Annotated in this window: 13 protein-coding genes; 6 read left to right on the top strand and 7 right to left on the bottom strand. The window is 36.0% G+C overall.

What is annotated here, in order from left to right:
• Nucleotides 1–191: 191 nt before the first annotated feature.
• Entirely contained in the window at nt 192–752 is a 561-nt protein-coding gene (locus HRT72_00530) for a hypothetical protein (GenBank protein ID NQY66201.1), read from the bottom strand.
• Nucleotides 753–1,051: 299 nt separating this feature from the next.
• A complete protein-coding gene (locus HRT72_00525; protein ID NQY66200.1) occupies nt 1,052–1,465 on the bottom strand; it encodes a hypothetical protein in 414 nt (137 codons plus the stop codon).
• Between the two features lie 259 nt (nt 1,466–1,724).
• Here HRT72_00525 and HRT72_00520 point away from each other — a divergent pair, with 259 nt between their 5' ends.
• Together HRT72_00520 and HRT72_00515 are read left to right on the top strand one after the other, a co-directional pair.
• Nucleotides 1,725–2,525, top strand: coding sequence for a pseudouridylate synthase (locus HRT72_00520; GenBank protein NQY66199.1), 801 nt, complete (start codon nt 1,725–1,727; stop codon nt 2,523–2,525).
• 91 nt (nt 2,526–2,616) lie between these two features.
• Complete coding sequence (locus HRT72_00515; protein ID NQY66198.1) at nt 2,617–3,408, top strand: phytanoyl-CoA dioxygenase family protein; 792 nt, start codon at nt 2,617–2,619, stop codon at nt 3,406–3,408.
• Nucleotides 3,409–3,415: 7 nt separating this feature from the next.
• On the opposite strand, the gene HRT72_00510 is transcribed toward HRT72_00515, so the two are convergent.
• Both HRT72_00510 and HRT72_00505 read right to left on the bottom strand, forming a co-directional pair.
• The gene (locus HRT72_00510; protein NQY66197.1) at nt 3,416–4,645 is read right to left on the bottom strand and encodes an aminotransferase class V-fold PLP-dependent enzyme; all 1,230 of its coding nucleotides are present in this window, start codon (nt 4,643–4,645) and stop codon (nt 3,416–3,418) included.
• Between the two features lie 81 nt (nt 4,646–4,726).
• Nucleotides 4,727–5,827, bottom strand: a complete 1,101-nt coding sequence (locus HRT72_00505; protein ID NQY66196.1) for a hypothetical protein — start codon at nt 5,825–5,827, stop codon at nt 4,727–4,729.
• A gap of 310 nt (nt 5,828–6,137) precedes the next feature.
• Here HRT72_00505 and HRT72_00500 point away from each other — a divergent pair, with 310 nt between their 5' ends.
• The 4 genes from HRT72_00500 to HRT72_00485 all read left to right on the top strand — a co-directional run bounded on the left by HRT72_00500 (nt 6,138) and on the right by HRT72_00485 (nt 10,343).
• Nucleotides 6,138–7,688 carry a fused MFS/spermidine synthase gene (locus HRT72_00500; protein ID NQY66195.1) on the top strand — a complete coding sequence of 517 codons (1,551 nt, stop codon included), beginning with the start codon at nt 6,138–6,140 and terminating at the stop codon, nt 7,686–7,688.
• A gap of 65 nt (nt 7,689–7,753) precedes the next feature.
• Nucleotides 7,754–8,833, top strand: coding sequence for a methyltransferase (locus HRT72_00495; GenBank protein ID NQY66194.1), 1,080 nt, complete (start codon nt 7,754–7,756; stop codon nt 8,831–8,833).
• Nucleotides 8,834–8,890: 57 nt separating this feature from the next.
• Entirely contained in the window at nt 8,891–9,775 is an 885-nt protein-coding gene (locus HRT72_00490; GenBank protein ID NQY66193.1) for a metallophosphoesterase, read from the top strand.
• A gap of 256 nt (nt 9,776–10,031) precedes the next feature.
• The gene (locus HRT72_00485) at nt 10,032–10,343 is read left to right on the top strand and encodes a cytochrome c (GenBank protein NQY66192.1); all 312 of its coding nucleotides are present in this window, start codon (nt 10,032–10,034) and stop codon (nt 10,341–10,343) included.
• On the opposite strand, the gene HRT72_00480 is transcribed toward HRT72_00485, so the two are convergent.
• The 3 genes from HRT72_00480 to HRT72_00470 form a co-directional block, all read right to left on the bottom strand.
• Nucleotides 10,340–12,259 carry an FAD-dependent oxidoreductase gene (locus tag HRT72_00480; GenBank protein ID NQY66191.1) on the bottom strand — a complete coding sequence of 640 codons (1,920 nt, stop codon included), beginning with the start codon at nt 12,257–12,259 and terminating at the stop codon, nt 10,340–10,342. The two genes, HRT72_00485 and HRT72_00480, sit on opposite strands and share 4 nt — an antisense overlap.
• A gap of 192 nt (nt 12,260–12,451) precedes the next feature.
• Nucleotides 12,452–17,437 carry a hypothetical protein gene (locus HRT72_00475; protein ID NQY66190.1) on the bottom strand — a complete coding sequence of 1,662 codons (4,986 nt, stop codon included), beginning with the start codon at nt 17,435–17,437 and terminating at the stop codon, nt 12,452–12,454.
• Nucleotides 17,437–18,522 (bottom strand): PorV/PorQ family protein, encoded by a 1,086-nt coding sequence (locus tag HRT72_00470; protein NQY66189.1) that lies wholly within the window; start codon nt 18,520–18,522, stop codon nt 17,437–17,439. Before HRT72_00470 ends, HRT72_00475 begins: the two co-directional genes overlap by 1 nt.
• Between the last annotated feature and the right edge of the window lie 162 nt (nt 18,523–18,684).

The following is an 18,684-nucleotide window of genomic DNA, read 5'->3' as shown; positions in this document are numbered from 1 at the left end:
CAAGACTTATTTATCCCTCAATTTATTTGACAAACTTAACCCAAGTTATAAGTATATCATTAATTCGCCACTATTAATTAAACACGAAATGATGCCTTATTAACACAACAATATTACAGCGAAATCATTGATCTCAGGTTTCACTTAAAGTTGTCTACAGAAATAATAATAAAGAACCTTCTAACAAAAGGTTAGTCAGTTTCTTTAATCGCTTTTCTTCGTAGTGCCAAGCCATAGCTAAATTCAAAGGCTATATAATTTAATCTAAGACCAACATCCCCGTAACTTTCTCCTTCTATGTTCGAAAAAGTGTACGTCCCTTTCCCTATTAGTTTAGGAGTATAATTTACTTTAACATGAGCTTCAAAGGTAGAACCTGTTTTGTTAGAAATTTTACAGATACCAGCTTTTAAGAAATAACTCATAACCCATTTTTGGTATTCATCTGAATTCGTGGCATAAAAAAGCTGTTGAAGATTCGTAAATGCCCCGGTTGAATCCAATGTATATTCTTCCCGAAAGGTACTGGTAAAGGGATGGATGTAATTAAGGCTTGTACCACCATCTAATAGAAGTGATAAATTCTCTTTCGGCAGATTGACCCGACGTTGAATTGATAAGGGAAAGTAGACGTATTGAGATATTAAATCTCGAAGATTAGTATGTATTGTACTTTCGTACAACGTGTAAAAGTCAGGAACAACCACCTCATAAGCATAATGTCCTGGAATTTGCGCCCAATGCAAACCCAAATTAATTCCCCAATTCTGATTTCCCTTTTGAATGTATTCTATTCCAAAGTCATAACTAGGTGACGGGTTTGATTTTAGTATTCTTTGGTGGTCATGTTTTAACCATTTATAAAGCTTCCTTCCTCCTATTTCAGGGTGCCGAATTCTTATTTATTTAACTGAATTTATTACCAACTCACTTTCGATTGTACGGCTTGATGTTCGCCGATAATGTTGATAGTATGACTGTCTGGCAATACCAAATAATAGACATAACTCTCCTTTAGTCATGCGGTTATGCCTTTCCTGCAAGGTGCTTATTACTTGATACCGAGATTTTTTCTGATGGCTATATTGAACTGCTTTTCTGCAATATCTATCATTAGTTCATTGCCCTCTGCCTTGATCTCAGCCAACTGAAGTTTGTCCTCTAATTCTTTAACCTTAGCTTCCAGTTCTTTCCTGGTCTTTTCGAATTCCTTGTTATGCAATGGGTATAGCTTTGTCTTTACTTGTGCAAGTTCGCCTTTTTTAGGCAGCTCTCGATTTATATATCCCAATTGTCGCATCCAATTCATGATGTAGCCATGCTCCTTCCTTTGACCTGTATACTTGAACCACAACTCTGTTTTTGACAACTCTCCTGTAAGGTACTCTTGTATTATTGCATGTCGTTCATCCAAACTAAAGCCTGAACTAAACTTCACTTTTTCTTTCCTTGATTTTTTACGCATTTTTGTGCAAATTGTGTAACCATATTTCAGGACAAGACAGTTAATTGTATTGGATTTTTAATTACAATTATAAGTATTCAAACAACAAATTGGATTCAGTCAATAACAAACCCGAATAGCATTTATATCATTTTAGCAATAGGCCCCTTCTTAGGTTTAGTCGCTCTAATTTCTAAAAAGGATTACCTTCCTAAACCTTAACAGCATAACTTATATAGACATATATCCTATCTATATTTGCCACCAATAAATTGATTCTTTGAAACTTATTACCAATGAAAAAGATGCTCATAATATTCTAATGGATAATCAATTCGTTTTCAATTTCAGCACAGATATAGTTAATATTGAGTTCCCGAAAAAGCTGAACAACCCGTTTGCTCTCGATCCTCCGGAACTCGCAAAAATAGCTTCCGGAGAATTTCAAGATTTCATAGCCTCCGAATCGAAAAACTGGAATCACGATTTCGATACCCAAAAGGGCAAAATGTTTGGGGTTCTTGTTTTTCAACAACCGGATAACTCCTTGGGATATTTAGGAACCGTTTCGGGAAAACTTCAAGACCGAACCACATGTAATCAATTCGTTCCATCGGTTTTTGACGACTCCACAGACGACTATTACATTAACAAGGGAATGACCGAGTTAACAGAAATAGGCAAACAAATTATAAAGGCAGAAAATTATTCTGAAATAAATTCGCTAACAGAACACAGAAAACTAAAGTCGTTTGCTTTACAAAAGTGGTTATTTGAAAATTATACTTTTTCAAACATCACAGGAGAAGAGAAAAATATTCTTCAAATATTTAAAGATTCACACTATGGAAATCCCCCATCCGCGGCTGGTGAATGCGCCGCCCCAAAACTATTACACTACGCTTTTAAGCATCAGTTAAAGCCAATCGCGATGGCCGAATTTTGGTGGGGAAATCCTAAAAAAAATAAAGAAAGAGAACACAAGTTCTTCTATCCAGCGTGCGAAAACAAGTGTCGTCCGATATTGGAATACATGCTAAATGACAAAGATTTATTTGATCAAGTAAATATCGATAACTAAAGACCGAAGTTAAAACGACTCATAATCGATGAAACAAGCTTCCGAATATCGAGTATACTTAACTCAATTAGATTAACAATTTATATCAGGTATGGACGCACAAACTACTTTAGACCCGCAAGTTCTTAAGAATTCTGTTGAAGCATTACATAAAGATGGTTTTGTAATAATGGAGAGGCTCCTTTCGGAAGGGATGCGAAAACAGATGTTGGAAGTATCGTCGACGAAGTTGTCAAATTTGCTGAAAATTGCGAAGACAAAATACATAGGAATTGGAGCCGCAAATGGATTTATTGAAATTTGTCAAAGATCATTAGGTAGATGGGATGCTCAGATTACCGCAGAAGAATTTGGATACACTTCGGAACAGTTACCATGGTGGCCTATTGTAACTAACTTACTTGGCGACGATGCGCAACTTGATGGAAGTGGGATTATATCTTCAGAACCTAAAACCCCGTCACAAGAATGGCACATAGATTCTGAGCATAAATCGGCCGAACATCTTCCTTTACATGCTATTAACGTATTAATTGCCATGGAAGACATTTCGTTAGATATGGGTCCAACGGAATTTTCTCCTGGAACGCATCTTCTCTCTAACCATTTAAGTTCTACGTTATTAAAATCTGATGAGATGGTATATCAACATTCCACTACAACCCTTGAATCACTAGTTGCTGGAACCGATAACCCTGTACCGAAAGCATTGTATAAAGCAATACCAGCGGGGAGCGTGATAATGTTTGATGACCGCCTTTTTCATAGAGGAAAAGCAAATGAATCTGAAAAAGATAGACACGTAGTGTATTTCGGATACGGTAAAAAAGGCCATGTAAATATTTACTTCGATACCGAAAAGTCAATTTATGACGCGGCTTAATCCGTTCTTAGTTCAAGGCAGCCTTTAGACCTTTTAGTAACTGATCTATTTCTTCCATTGTATTGTAGTGTACGAAAGAAAGGCGGACAACACCAGTTTCTAAATCAATATTCATAGACCCCAGAGGTCTTACTCCGTAGAAGTTCCCATGACCAACCATTAATTTATGATCCGTTAGTTTGGTTGCCAATTCTAATACACTTTGGTTTTTAGGTAAGATAGAAATTGTGGCAGCTCTTTCTTCCGGATCCGAAGGGCCTATAATTCTTAAGTCGTCTCTTGATTTAAGAAAATCCATTAATGGATGCATTAACTCTTTTTCGTGATCGGCAAATAATTGATGGAGGTCTCTTCCCCTTTGAGCCGCATCGACTTTACTATCAAAGTGATGATTATGTACAGCATCAAAGTAAGTTGCCATTCCTGCAGCCGACGCAATTTGTGCATGGTCTGGACCAGCAGGAGTAATTTTATAATGGGCATAATCGCCATTAAAAGAATGCGATTGATTTGCCATTTTAGCCAAAATATCTTTCTGCGTGTACATCAAACCGAGATGTGGCCCCCAAGTCTTGTAAAGAGAAAAGAAATAAATATCTGGACCTAATTCTTTGAGATCAGGTAATCCATGCGGTGAATAAGAGACGCCATCCACTACAGATATAGCGCCTACTTTATGTGCCATATCCGATATTGTTCTAACTGGATTTATATGTGCTATTACATTTGAGCTATGTGGGAATGCGATCATTTTAGTTCGATCGGTAATTAACCCTTGTAGTTCATCCAAATCTAATTTCCCGGATTCTGAATCTACAGTCCATTCTTTTACCACAATACCAGTAGACGCCAACTTCCTCCACGATCCAGCATTTGCCTCATGGTCTTGGTTAGAAACTATTATTTCATCGCCCTCTTTCCAAAGTGGTCGTAGTGCATTTGCTAAGACATAAATATTTTGTGTAGTCGACGGACCGAAATTTATTTCTTCTTCATCTACATTTAAGTAAGCAGCCAGCTGAGTGTACGACTCATTCATCTTCACATCTGCTTCTAGTGAAGCTTTGAAAAGATAACATGGCTGAACTTTTGTCTTAGTGTAGAATTCCATTAGTCTATCTACCACTTGCTGACAGGTATAAGAACCACCAGCATTTTCAAAAAAAGACCATCCTTTTAACGATGGCTCTTTAAATGCCGGAAATTGCGATCGTATAAAATATGGATCTAACTTCATTTGTATTGGGGGTTTCATTTTAGGCAAGTTACTTTTTATAATATTATCTAGAATAGATAAATAAAGGATGATACTATCGAATTACTTAATAAATCTCTTTTTGTACTCTTTCAGATTTTCTCTAATCCATTGTGCATTTGAATAAATGCGTTCAAATTGATTTTCGTAGAAAGGATCATTAGAATAAATCCGTCTGGTTAATTCTTCCAATTCTTTTAGATTTTCCTCAAAATAACTATCTAAGAAATGGTTGGTAGATACTTCATGTAAGTAGTGAAAATAGCGCGCTAAAAAATCCTTGTTTGAGAATAAGGCTTTATTAATGGTAGGCGGAACTCGATCATGATCATAAGAAAATTCAGTAACCGATTTCCATCCTAAGCCGTCGTAACCAATCAGCTCTAGTTTGCCTTCTATTGAATTATAATAAAACCGTTGATTATGCCAACTCAGGTTATGGTAAGCTCCCATTAAATCTATAATCGCATAGTGGTAAGCCATTTTATCTATATCAAAGATATCTTCCACTGCACTTAATCCACACCTGAAATCATCTAACAAATGGATTCCCTCTTCAATTAATGCAGAGTTATTAAGACTTTTCTCATTAAACACTTTTAACGGTGCCCTTCGGCATACCTCAAACTTATCGGTATATACTATAGAGTCAATCCCGATCCAACCTTGACGATAGAATTTTTCTTCGATCGCAATTATTGGCCCTTTGGGTCTATCAAACCTTTTTAAAAGATGATCCGTGAAATGTTCTTCGAAAGCTCCAACAGTCTTTCGACCGTTAACCGAATATTCTACAATATCCATCTTCACAGAAAGGATATCTCTTTCTGCCAAAAGATCAAGATATATCCATTCGTGCAAGCCGTTCCTTATATGGATTGCGTGTAACGAAAATTTATTAGTACCGAGAACGAGCTTATCCTTTATCGTTCTTATTCTAAGTGAAGGCGGGTTTGTCTCGTAATGCGCCATACGATCTCCCTTAAGCCTTATCTTAACATTTACCTCCTCACCGTCTATAATAAGTAACGCTTTCACATATTTCTTGTGATTCACAGATGTTCTCTGATGTTCTAAAACGTCACTCTTAAGAGAGTCCAAATATTCGAAATCAGTCTTCCCAATTATTAAATCTAAAGAAGGTGCTGATGAAAATTGCGACAACAAAAAATGGTATGGACGTATTCTTAAGCCAGGCTTCAGAATAGATAGGAATCCATAACCGAGCAATAATACAATTGTAAATAGAATGGTTCTTTTACCTCCAAGACGCATGATTCAAATTAACAACAAGTATCTACCTTTTCATAATTGTGCACATAACATTGTCTATTAATAGATGTGAAATGATTTAACATTCTATTTCAAAATCTGTTGGAAAGAATTATATGCAACAGATTAACCGAACAGGTTTTGTAGCTAATTTCATGGAATGAATCCAGTTCTTAAAAACAAAAGATTCAATTAAGGTGAGATGAACAGAGATAAGCTATTCCTATTAGCCTTTATAGAAGGGTCTGCTGTGATGGCTCTTGAGCTCTTAGGTGCTAGATTGATTACTCCACTTTATGGCACATCGCTATTAATGTGGACCATCCTTTTATCCGTTACTCTTCTTGGCCTAGCAATTGGATACTTTATTGGAGGGTGGGTGTCGCAGAAAAAAACTAAGATAGACAACCTTCTTTGTGTGTTTTTCGCTATTGCATCTATAGGAATAGTATTGGCTCCTGTAATTGCAAAAAGCGCCTTATTAGCTACCTCTGATTTAGGATTATACATTGGTTGTTTTACGGCTGCATCTTTATTGATACTAATCCCTCTTGCGGCTTTGGGTTCAACTTCAGCAATTATTATTCGAGAAGTAAGTAAAAACAATTTATTAAGTGGAAAATCAGCAGGTTCAGTTTACGCCATATCAACGATTGGTGGAGTTTTCGCCACTTTTATTTTCGGCTTCGTTCTTATTCCAACATTTGGAGTAACAAAACCTTTAATGGGATTATCGTGGCTATTAATGTTAATATGCATATTGGGATTATCTTTCGATAAGAAACGAATTGTATCGTTCTCTCTAATTTTCATAATTGCCATTTGCTCCATTAAAATCATTCTTCCGAATAAGAGCAATAAGGAAATCCAATATGAAATGGATCTTTTAGAGGAAGGTTTAATGGGACAACTAAGAGTAGACCATGTGAGGCTTCCCGTTAACAACCAGCTATTACCAGTTAAAAGATTACTCGTAAATAATATTGCACAAACAATAGTTCGAAGTTATTCCGACAACACATCCCATTGGAGGTATATTCATTTAATGTCAATAATTGCAGGAGCAGCTGAACCAAGCTCTTCTGCTTTACTATGTGGGTTTGGCGCCGGAAGTATGGCCACAGAATTATCCAAACATGATTTCAAAGTGGATGCTATCGAGATTGATAGCAGACTAGAATCAATCGCGATAAGCCACTTTAATTTCAACTCTAATTGTAATTTTATTATCGATGATGCGAGACATTACATAAAAACCACAGAGAAAAAATATGATCTGATTGTTTTAGACTTATTAAAAGGTGAGTCTCAGCCTTCAAACATGTATACCGTTGAAAGCTTTACCGAGTTGAGACAAATACTAACTAATGATGGTTTGATAATAGTGAATTTCCAGGGGTCGTTAACAGGAGAAACAAATCCTTATTTGTCACTTTTTGGCACTATAGAGGCAGCGGGATTCTATGTAGAAAACTGGAGATCTAAGACGGATGACGGTGACATAATATTCATTGTTACAAATCCTGGTAAGAAATTAAGTCTAGATGAAAATCAAATTAACGAGTGCTGCAAAATGTTCTATCGAGATTTCAGAAACGGACAAATCACATCCCCCGACTCTAAAAATCATGAGATATTAGTAGACGATAAACCTAAGTTAGAACACCTTAACCAAGAAGTTGTATATGCATGGCGAGGAAGGGCTATGCGTACAGCTAAATCAATTATTGAGGCTGGATATGGGTTTGAGTGATTCATACAGATTTAAATTTACCGAAGAGCTTTACTTATCTTCTTTATTGAAATAAATAATAATTAATGCAAGAGAAAGAATACAAAATAGAAAGACACGACCTATCAGAAGACAAATCTTTAAAACCGTGGAGTGCTGCAGATGAATATCTTCTACAAACGTTCAATGAATTAGAAAAGAAACCTAAACATGTTGGCGTGTATCACGATCGATTTGGATACTTCGCTTGTCATCTAGAAGTAGATACTCTTACTCTTATCGTCGCAAATAAAAGTCAAGAAAAAGCTATTACAGCAAATACGGAGGCCAATAAATTACCGGTACCTAATTTCTCTAATCCTCTTTCACCTCTTAAAAAGAAGACTGATTTTGTGTTGATGAAAATTCCAAAATCACTTGGTCTGTTTCAACTTTTCTTGGAACATATCAGCAACAACTCTATGGTTAAGGTAAAAGTAACTTGTGCTTTTATGACCCGACATTTTAGTCCGAAGTATTTAAGTATCGCTGAAGAATATTTTGAAACTGTAGAGCAAAGTAGAGCTGTGAAAAAATCACGAATCTTGATTTTAAGCGGCAAGAAAAAAAGAACAAACAAACATGAGCTTACCACATCTCTTGATTACAAAGGACAATTATACAAGCAGTATCTAGGTGTATTTTCCTCTGATCATATTGACTACGCTACTCAGTTTTTCTTAGAGAATATCGAATTAAATAAAACAGATAAAAAGATATTGGACCTAGCATCTGGAAATGGAATTATTGGCATTGAAGCATCTAAACAACTACCCGAGGCAGAAGTTCATTTAATGGATGATGCCTATCTCGCAGTTGAATCAGCCAAACTAAATACTAAAAACAAAAAAATCCACCACCATTACAATAATGAGCTATCCATTTTTGACAAGGAGACTTTTGATTTAATTATAACCAACCCTCCTTTTCATTTCGAGCATGAGATTAATATTCAAATTACTCTTGAGCTTTTTAGAGGTTGCCATACTCGACTTAAAAAAGGTGGAAATTTGCAAATTGTTTCAAGCAAACATTTAAACTTTAAAGTACACTTGACGCCTCTTTTTTCTAACGTTAAAATTATTTCGGAAGACAAGAAGTTTGTCATTTATAAATGTATTAAATAGTATCCGAGAGTGTAAAGACATGAAGTTCTGTACTCATGGAACTAGCAAATATTTAACATGTTAAATCAACGAGTATCTCATTTATTCTTAATTACTCTAATCTTATCTTGCCTATGCTGCATTTCGGGCTGTAAAAAGGAAATTGAACATTCCTTAAATGTTGATTATTCATTTTTTGTTGCTGGCCATGTGTATGGGAAACCGAAAATTAACAATCCAGGCGTTCACCCCCCATTCAAAAAGAAATTTCCTCTAATAAAAAATGATTCCCTAATTGCGTTTGGCGTCTTTACTGGTGATATAGTTATAAAAAGTACAGATGCTAATTGGGATGAAATTGATGCAGATATCGAAGAAATAGGAAAACAAATATATTTTGCTCCAGGAAATCACGACCTAACAGATCGCGAACTATATGAATCGCGGTATGGGAATACTTACTATAGCTTTGTTCATAACACCGACCTATTCATTGTTCTTGATTCGGGACTAGATGGTTGGGATATCAGTGGGGATCAACTTCAGTTTCTAAAAGGGATACTATCTACCATTACTCCCCATGTAGATCATGTTTTTGTCTTTTTTCACCACATGCTTTGGTGGAGTAACAACAACCAGTTTCGCAACATCAAACCGAACTCTCTCAAAGGACGAAAAGAAAAAATAAATTTTTGGGATGAAGTTGAGCCGTTATTTAGCAATCTACCTAACCAGGTACATTTAATTTGTGGAGATGTTGGGGCTAGGCTAGATCGTGCAGAATTTATGTATTATTCTTATAAGAATATAAACCTCATTGCCAGTGGAATGGGATTGGGATATCGAGACAACATCGTTATACTCGACATAAAAACTGACAAGACAATTGAATACCGATTAATTGCCTTAAATGGATTGAGTATAGATCGGTTAGGAAAACTTGAAGACTACAGATTGAGATAATTGATACCATGTTAATACGAGTGATCAGTCGTTTACTTGTACGTAATAAATAATCTGCATTTTAAAAAACATTCAGAAATAGAATCCTCGGTACGATAATTGTAAACTCACTACTTTTTACAGAAAACAAAGTAGAAATTTAGATTATTGCTGACCTTCTATAGTTTTCAATTACTGGAATTGAGTTTCAGGAAATTAAAAATTGGCCGTAATACACTAAATTTGTTTTTAAGAAATTATTCTAACATCTATTATTATGATTAAGCTTGCTATTTCCACCATCCTTTTATTCTCAGCAATTGGTGCTTTTGCACAAGATGGAACCCATAGAGATGGGAAAACTGTATTCACACAAACTTGCCTTATGTGTCACGGAGAGCTAGGTAATAAAGGCTTAGCTGGGGCCAAAGACCTCACTATTTCAACTATAAGTGATAGTTTGGCCACCGCAATAGTTCACGATGGTAAAGGTGCTATGATGGCATACGGGAAAATGCTTTCTGCAGAAGAACTAAAGAATGTAGTAAGGTACATTAAGACTTTACGAGCCCCTAAGACAGAAGACTAACCTAGTTCGTCAACTGCTCTCTTCGCCTGATCAATAGCCGCATAGAGATATGCGGTAACGGTTGAATCAGAATTTGCTACTGTAATTCTACCAAACTTCTTACGACCTAATTTTGCCATTTCCGGCATATCCGAATCATACAAATGATATCCATAGTGAGCATAACCATGTGCCCATCTATTTACAGTGATTCCTGAAATATCTCTATTTGCATCAAATCCAGCAGATCCCAACATTCCGTTTAAATGTTGTTTCACTTCCGTTTCGTAATCACTAAATTTCAACCCAAGCATTTTATAACGAGCTTCTTTAAATTGATCTACAGGTGCTGACTGAGGTTTATCACCTAACGGACAACTTATCATTTGCAAAATAACAGATTCATCTGGACCAGCTGTACAGTTATAACCACCCAGGCTTACCGGAAAATCCATCATGATCTGCTGATGCATGTTACCTGGACAAACGGCATGACCAATTCCTAATTCTTTAAATGCCTTCCAGTTTTTAAGCATTACCGAAGTATATACCAATGGAATTTTTACGTTTCTTTTTAATGCGGCATTTTGTATTTCAGGTAATCCAGGAACAAGATGAGGAATCATCATGTTATAACATGCCATTACTACACCCTTCCCTTTTACTTGATAAGACTTACCATCATTGATATAATTTACAAATACTTCACTTGCACTATTCGGATCGCCATCGTGTCTTACATTAACAACAGTACTATTTAATCGAACACGCACCGTATTACTCGATTTATCCAATTCATCATATTTGAATCTAGCCAACAACATGTCTTCTGGCGTTTTTGCGCTTGCTACAGCCGGTATCATTTTCTTCAATAACATTCGAGCAATAGTAGCATTACCATCCGGAAAATGGTAAATAGGATCATCACTATCGTCTAAAATAAACCCATCATACTTCAAAAATTCTTTGTAATCTTTTTTACCATATATACTTTTAAGATCCTTTACATCTAGACCTAACACACCTGAATAAAGTGCTTCTTCGATTGTTAAGACATCGGCTCCAACTCCTTGCATGTCGTTGCAAGAAACTCTCGCCATTTGCAATACTTTAGGATCTGTAACTCCCAATGTGTCTTTCAAATAATCGTAATAAGAATGAGTAGAAATGTACTCGTACAAATCTTGTCCCTTAGTATCTATGTCGTAAATACCATGAGTAACTACTTTTAGTAATTGCTTTTTACCTTCCTCGCTTAATGGCGTTTGCGCCACAGCATCCTCAACATCCATATCCGGTCGTAACAAACCTTCAACATAAAAAGGATTATCACAAAATGGATGTTTTACCACTTTGTCCTCACCAAACATTTCTTTGTTGAAATATGTAGCTGAACTTAAATCATGCTTTTTATGAAACTCTCTGTCATAATACGCGGTGTCAAACTTTTTAATGTCTATGCCTAATTCTTCAATAAGCCCCATTGCATTGTCGCTATATACTTGCGGACTTTGAATAACTTGAGAACCGCCATAGCCAATTCTAGTTACCCCATCTACAGTATGTTCTACCCTTCTTGCATGACCACCAAAATCATCGTGATTTTCAATAATTAAGACCTTCTTATCTGCACCATGTTTCTTTTGGAAAAAATATGCAGCAGACAACCCAGAGATACCGCCACCAACAACTATTAGATCGTATTCTTCTTTTAATTCATTAGTTGGACCCCAATCAGACTTTCCACCCCATGCTCTACTATGGGCATGTGTATTAGAACCTTCATGGCTTCCTCTTAAGCCAGTTAAAGATGGAGGATAATAAAGCGGATCCAGTTTATCCAAAACGTTTTCACTCGATGCTCCAAATGGTAGCATGGTAGCACCCGCAGCCATTAACGTACCATTAATAAAATCTCTTCTGGTTATTTTACTCATTGCCTTATTTATTAACTCTCTCTAAATATTCAATAATAGTCGTTAATCTTTCTTGGGTATTTTCAGCTCGAATAGCTACAAATTGCATACCACTATCCAGAATCTTAACCCATTAAAAATCGATATAATGTCTAAGGTAATATTTCAAAACGGAAGAACATAGGAGCAAACCTTTTTCTGGCTGATTAAAGCCTAACGGATAAGATACATTTTACCAAAGCCATCTATAAAACCTTGATCGGCTTCAGATTCTCGATGATCGATGGAATCATCATTTATGGAACTCACCACGTGATATAAGTATAAACCATTGCCTAATTTGTTCCCAAACATGTCTGTTCCATCCCAAACATACTCAGACATATTACGACCAATTCGGATTGGACCAAATTCATCTTGTTCTATCTCTTTAACCACAGTACCCGAAATGGAAAGAATCTGAATTCGGAAAGTTGTTGGGATTTCGGATCCAGTTAAAGTAAAAACAAAGCGAGTAGCCGTTGTAAAAGGATTTGGGTAATTAAGCACCTGAGTTATTGTAGATCTATTCACTACTTCGAAATCTATTGAGTAATCTATTGCCCCGCTAGAGTTAAGCGATTTATCTGTGGCTTGTATCAATAAAGTATAATCGCCATCTTTTGCTAAAACTGGATTGTAAATAATCTCTGCACTATTATTAGGCATTTGAGCAGGAATAAACTGAATTGACGAGTTTTCTTGACTTCCAAAATAGACTCTTTTTTGTGCGCCTGAAGGGTCTGTTAGATAAAGAGCAAAATTAGAAGTATCGTCGAGAGCTAGAAATATATTTTCATCAGTTAATTTCACCTCTATAGTTGGTTTTGCAGAGACAATCTCTCCATTTAAAATATGAATGCCATCAAATGTAACATCGAGTACAGGGTTGGTTGCATCACGCTTTATGAAAAATGGTATTTCGGCAATATTGTTAAAATGAAACTGCTCCAATTGGTCGTTATCCGGGTTTGCCTCAATCCAAAACAGGTTTACTCCTTGCATCCCAATTGTATTTACTTTCATATATATAGTCAAGGTATCATTTGCTGCAACAGGTAAAACTCTTCTATCGAATGATGAAAGAATATTTCTACTCTCATCCATAACCCAATATCGAATTAGCACGCTATCCATATCTACTTCGCTAACATTTTCTAACATTATTGAAATTGAAAGACTATCTCCTTCAAGAATTGTATCCCCATTAAATGCATAACCTCGTGCAGGATTAAGAGCTAATTCTGGCACTCCTTCATAAATCACTTGCCAATAATTCATTTGCCCTGGTGTTCTATACACCTCATCAATCATATGAACCCGCATTTTCAAATATGGATAAATTGCCACATCAACTATATCTCCTAGATTTAGCACATTATTCGTATTCGCATCTATTGTAATTCCAAGATTAGTTTCCGTTCCATCCAGCTTTACTCCAATTAATTCTAAATTCACTTCATCCTCAAAAATTGGATCTATCGAAAACTGCCTCCAATGTAAAGACCCCCAACTTTTCGCCGGACCAATTAATTCTGAAGTAATAAAACCACTATTCCAATGTGTTTTACATTCTGCTTCCAATTGTATCAAGTCTGTTACACTACTACCAACACTTTCTAAAGCACCTCCAATCAAAGTGTCTTTAGTTCCGAAAATTATATAAGGTGTGTTATCATCCAAATCCCGAATATTTGCTGAGCCTATAGATTCAAATGCTTGATACATGCTCTCACTAAAAGTTGAAGCAGTATGCAGCCCGTCAGTATAGACTAATACTTTTTGTCCGGAAGCAATTCCATTAGTCAATAAATGTTCTAGTGTATCAATGCTAACCTGAGCAACAAAATGAAAGTCGAAGGCATATAATTCTCGGTCTGGAGCGCAGTGCACATTCCCTAATTGTCCGAATCCAGCTCCTACATGGTAACTTGGAATAGGCTCGCAAGAAAGCGTATCAAAAATAACAACCGACATTCCGTTTCCATCATTACATGAGTATACATGCATTTGGCTCCCGTTAATATTATAATAGATATCGTCGTACGCCACATCTGTGTATACAGGATTATACCATCCCGTCTGAACACTAATAGCCTTTAGATCGTCAACAAAAGTAAATTTATTCAGATCCATATCTAGGCTAACGAATTGATAAACATCCCTTTTAAACTGAGCTAACTTTTTCTGTGACCATCCATTTCTATCAACTATATATTGAATAGAGTTAGTTTTCCATTCATAAGAACCACTATAGATTGAATCTTGACTCACTCGCCAAAAATATACTGCGCTATCGCCAAGAGGAAGGGTGTAATCCCAAGTAATTAACCCACCTGACCCCGTAAAAATATGTGTAGATTTAAACGGACTATCAAAAGATTCGGTCGTATCAATTTCCAATAAATAATTTTTTATGCTAGAAAACGGATTAGCTGTAGATGCTTTAAAGGTTATTGTTTCTTCAGGAACAATAGCAAATGGGTAAGGATATATTGGTGTTACACCATTTGATATTATATTCAATAAAAAGATGGTAGAATTGTTCGTCTCGTCTAACTCTTCGATCTCGCTATATGTATCTACTGAAATTGCAAATGAATTAAAACCATACCCCTTTTCGTTATCAACTGGAAATTTAAAACTAAGAGTGTCTTTAAAAGCTGGACATTTCACATAAACGAATCGATTATCTTGATCGGCAACAAACGGGAAAGATCTATTCACCTCAACAAACATAGAATCATTAATTGCCATCCCGGTATTTGTAACTATTACATTTAGCGTGAAGGAATCCAAATCCGATGTAACAATACTTGGTTCAGAATAAACAGTTAAAGCACTTACGGAAAAATCGGGTTTTGACTTGGAGTTAATAATCATTGCGGGATCTCCATGTAAAGTCATGTATTGACAAATATTTTTTATTCTTTGATTATTTACAATTTGAATATCCTCAATTGATTGTTGAATAATCTTACCAATCGGCTTGCCATACAAGCTTCCAGCCATATTACTTATCCATGCATTAGAGTATTGATGTAAATCACTTGGAACCCCTAGTGATACTGAAGCGATATATGCAATTGCTCCTTTATCTTGCGCTATAATATATTCCTCACTCGAACTAAAACCAGTCGTATGAATGTTCCCATTGAAACACGAGTTTGACAAGATTACAGGATATTTACCTTGATTCTCAAAAGTCGCTACTTCGTCGACACCTTGATCGAAACCATTGGTAGAGCCATGGCCAAAGAATGTCATTAATGAAACGCCATTATCTATAATATCCTTTATCTCATCTGATGTATTAATCTGAATAGGATCCGAAGACGTTTTTAAAAATGTGGTAACAAATCCACCAAAAAAAGGCTGCTCTAATTTCTGCTCATAAGTACTCAAATAAGATTTGTAAAGAAATTGCTCATTGGCACTGGTACCACCCCCAAAATGCAGAACTTTTTTCTGCCACTCTTCATTGGAGCTACTTGCGATTTCATAATCAATTATTTTGTCTGTAAAAAAACCAACCTGAGTAGAATTAGATGCGCTTAATCTCCCTGTTGCAACTTCTGGTTTATACAATAAACCATTTATTCCAGAAGTAAACATCGCATCAGAAGGTGGATTACCAATGGAAGGAACTAATACTCTCTGAAACTGCGTTGGATCAGTTCTCGTTTTTTCAGCGGAAATCGACTTCCCAACTAAAAACAAATATTCGGGATTAGACGTCCATGTAGTCATCAGATGGCGAATAAAATTCCGAATAGCCAAAGGGTGCTTTTCAATGCCATAAGCATATTGATTATAAAGTTCATCTACATTAACTACCAGAGTATTAAAACCTCCTCCAGGCAATGAACTTCTGTATATAGAGTGAATATTTGAGGCAGTCAATAGATCCGAATGCGTAACTATTATGTAAGCCGAATCAATTGGGGCGTTTTCATAATCAGCAAACTTACCTGTGGGCGTTGCGAGTTCCAATATATCTATGTCTATTATCTCATTCTCCGATAACAAAATACACTCCTTATCTTGCCCAGTATTTGGAACAAGTGCTGCAAGACTTGTACCCGAAACAACAGTATTAATTCTTGTATTGTCTGAAATATTATAGAGATATACGTTCCCTGAATTCACGAAATTTGAAAAGGTTAAATAGCTCTTCGATTCCAAAGGATTCTCAGGTATGCTCATCTCAAATAAAGAAGTTCCTAATAAGTCCAACGTAACTGGATACACTACTTCAATGCTTTCGAGAGCATTCCTGTCAGCCGATGCAACAAGATCATTTATGCTAGAGAAAGTAAAGTCCATTGTTGGCTCTATGAGATCTGAAACCGGAATATTATAGCTTAAAGAATTGGATACATAACCTTTGTAATAAATATCTTCGCTCTCATTTCCAAATTCTATATTAAGATGATGATCATCTGCAGATTCGAATGAAAAATCTGTTGACTGCCCAACAATAACAATATTTATAGTCGCATCAGCTCCGGCTAAATCAACATTATTAATGTCTAAACTTCGCGTAATTGTTTGTCCAATTTTAAAATCTGTATCGAACCAACCTTCTGCCTGGTCGTAGTTGGCATCTGTAGAAGCGTAACTTGATGTTTCACCAGAATAGTAGGTTGAATTATAGTATACTTTTTCTCTCTTTATAACAGATGTAACTGGATTAAACGAAGCAAAAGCCGTGTTTGTCTCAATATTCATTCTAGAATTTGAAGTAGACGTATTCCAAGTTAAAAAGTAGATAGCAGTATCGTTTATCAGGCTGTACTCTTTGTCTGTATGTTCGCTTGGAGATATATACATACCTTCATCGAAGGAGCCATCGTTCTTTTCTCCATAGAACTCGATGTAATCGGTTAGGTTAAAGACGCCATCCCCTTCCCCTTTTATGTGAATCCCTATTTCCACCCCCTTGTTAAAGAGTTGAATATTCCTTGGATCCATTGAAAAAACAGGAACTCCAGCGCTGTTTAGCGTAGCATAAGAAACACGATAAACTCCTGTTTCTGGTACTTTTATTTTGTAATAAGTAAGGTCTTCGCTGTATTCAATCCACTCGTTTCCGAAGTTCTGAGCATAGGTCTGAACTGTAAATAATAAAAGTATCCATGTACAATTAAGCCATTTCACTAAGAGCGCTTATTAATATTAAGTTTTAAAGAAAATACGTTAGAATATGGTGCTATAGTTACACCTCCTACATTTGTTAACGCATAATCGATAGTAAGGTTTTTCATTTTAATCCCTACGCCAATATTGGGCTGCGCTTTGGTTTTTGTGATATCGTCAAAATCTCGATAACTCTGGATCTGGCCAATTCCTGCTCTAACATAAACAAGATCATGATATCCTAATTCAATTCCGGCATGAGGTGAGATACTGGAAAAGTTAGATTTTACCACGGTGTTCCGTTTCCCATCAAATGTAAAATCCACATCTATCTCTGGAGTTAAAACAAACTCTTTTCCCAATTTAACGTCTCTTGCAATTCCCCAAATCATTTTAGGTAAAGTAACCTCAATAGAGTTTTCAGGCACCTCGTTACTTGTAGCAAGTAATATTTGTTGTTCCGCATCTGTAAAGGAGAAACTCCAAGCATTAAAAGTTGAAGTGACATCCCGAACCATAACAGCCAGATTCCACTTCTTCGTTTTATATTGAACCCCTGCATCCAAACCAAAGCCCCATGCTTTAGCAAAGCTTCCTACTTTTCGATATATCACTTTTATGGTTCCGCCATAGTTAAGTCCTTTTACTTTGGATTTACGGGCATAGCTAAACATGTAAGCATTGTCGGCAGCCGAAAACCATTTAATCTTATCATAGTTGATATTGCCTTCCGAATCTATTAATTCCAACGTATTGGGGATTTTATCTACTCCAGCACGAATAAAGGAGAATCCTACCGCACTATTACTATCCAGTTTTGAGGCGATAGCACCATAATCGTACTTTACCATGCCTTGAAAATACTCCGAATGCATAAGGGCAATCTGAATATCTGAATTAACACCTAATAAACCGGCCGGGTTCCAATATCCAGCTGTAACATCATTTGTTTTAGCAACAAAAGCATTTGACATCCCTAAGCCAGAAGCTCCAACTCCAATTGCTAAGAACTCATTACTATATGTTCGAACTTCCGCATTGCCAGAGCTCGTAACACCAAATATTAAAGCGAAAATCGAAATACAAACAAGAAGATTCTTTAGAATAAATTTCACTTTAGTTTTTTACAATCCTCTTTTAAAAATCATTTACAAACTTTTCTGTAAACGATCTACTACTTGTTAATATTACAATGTGTTGCATCCATAAACAGAACTTCATCATAACAAATATCATCATTTAAATAATTCTTCCTGCTATTGCTATAG

The organism is Flavobacteriales bacterium (assembly GCA_013214975.1).
Taxonomy (GTDB): domain Bacteria; phylum Bacteroidota; class Bacteroidia; order DT-38; family DT-38; genus DT-38.
The sequence above is the reverse complement of the archived record's forward strand: the minus strand, read 5'-3'. Positions and strand labels throughout refer to the sequence as shown.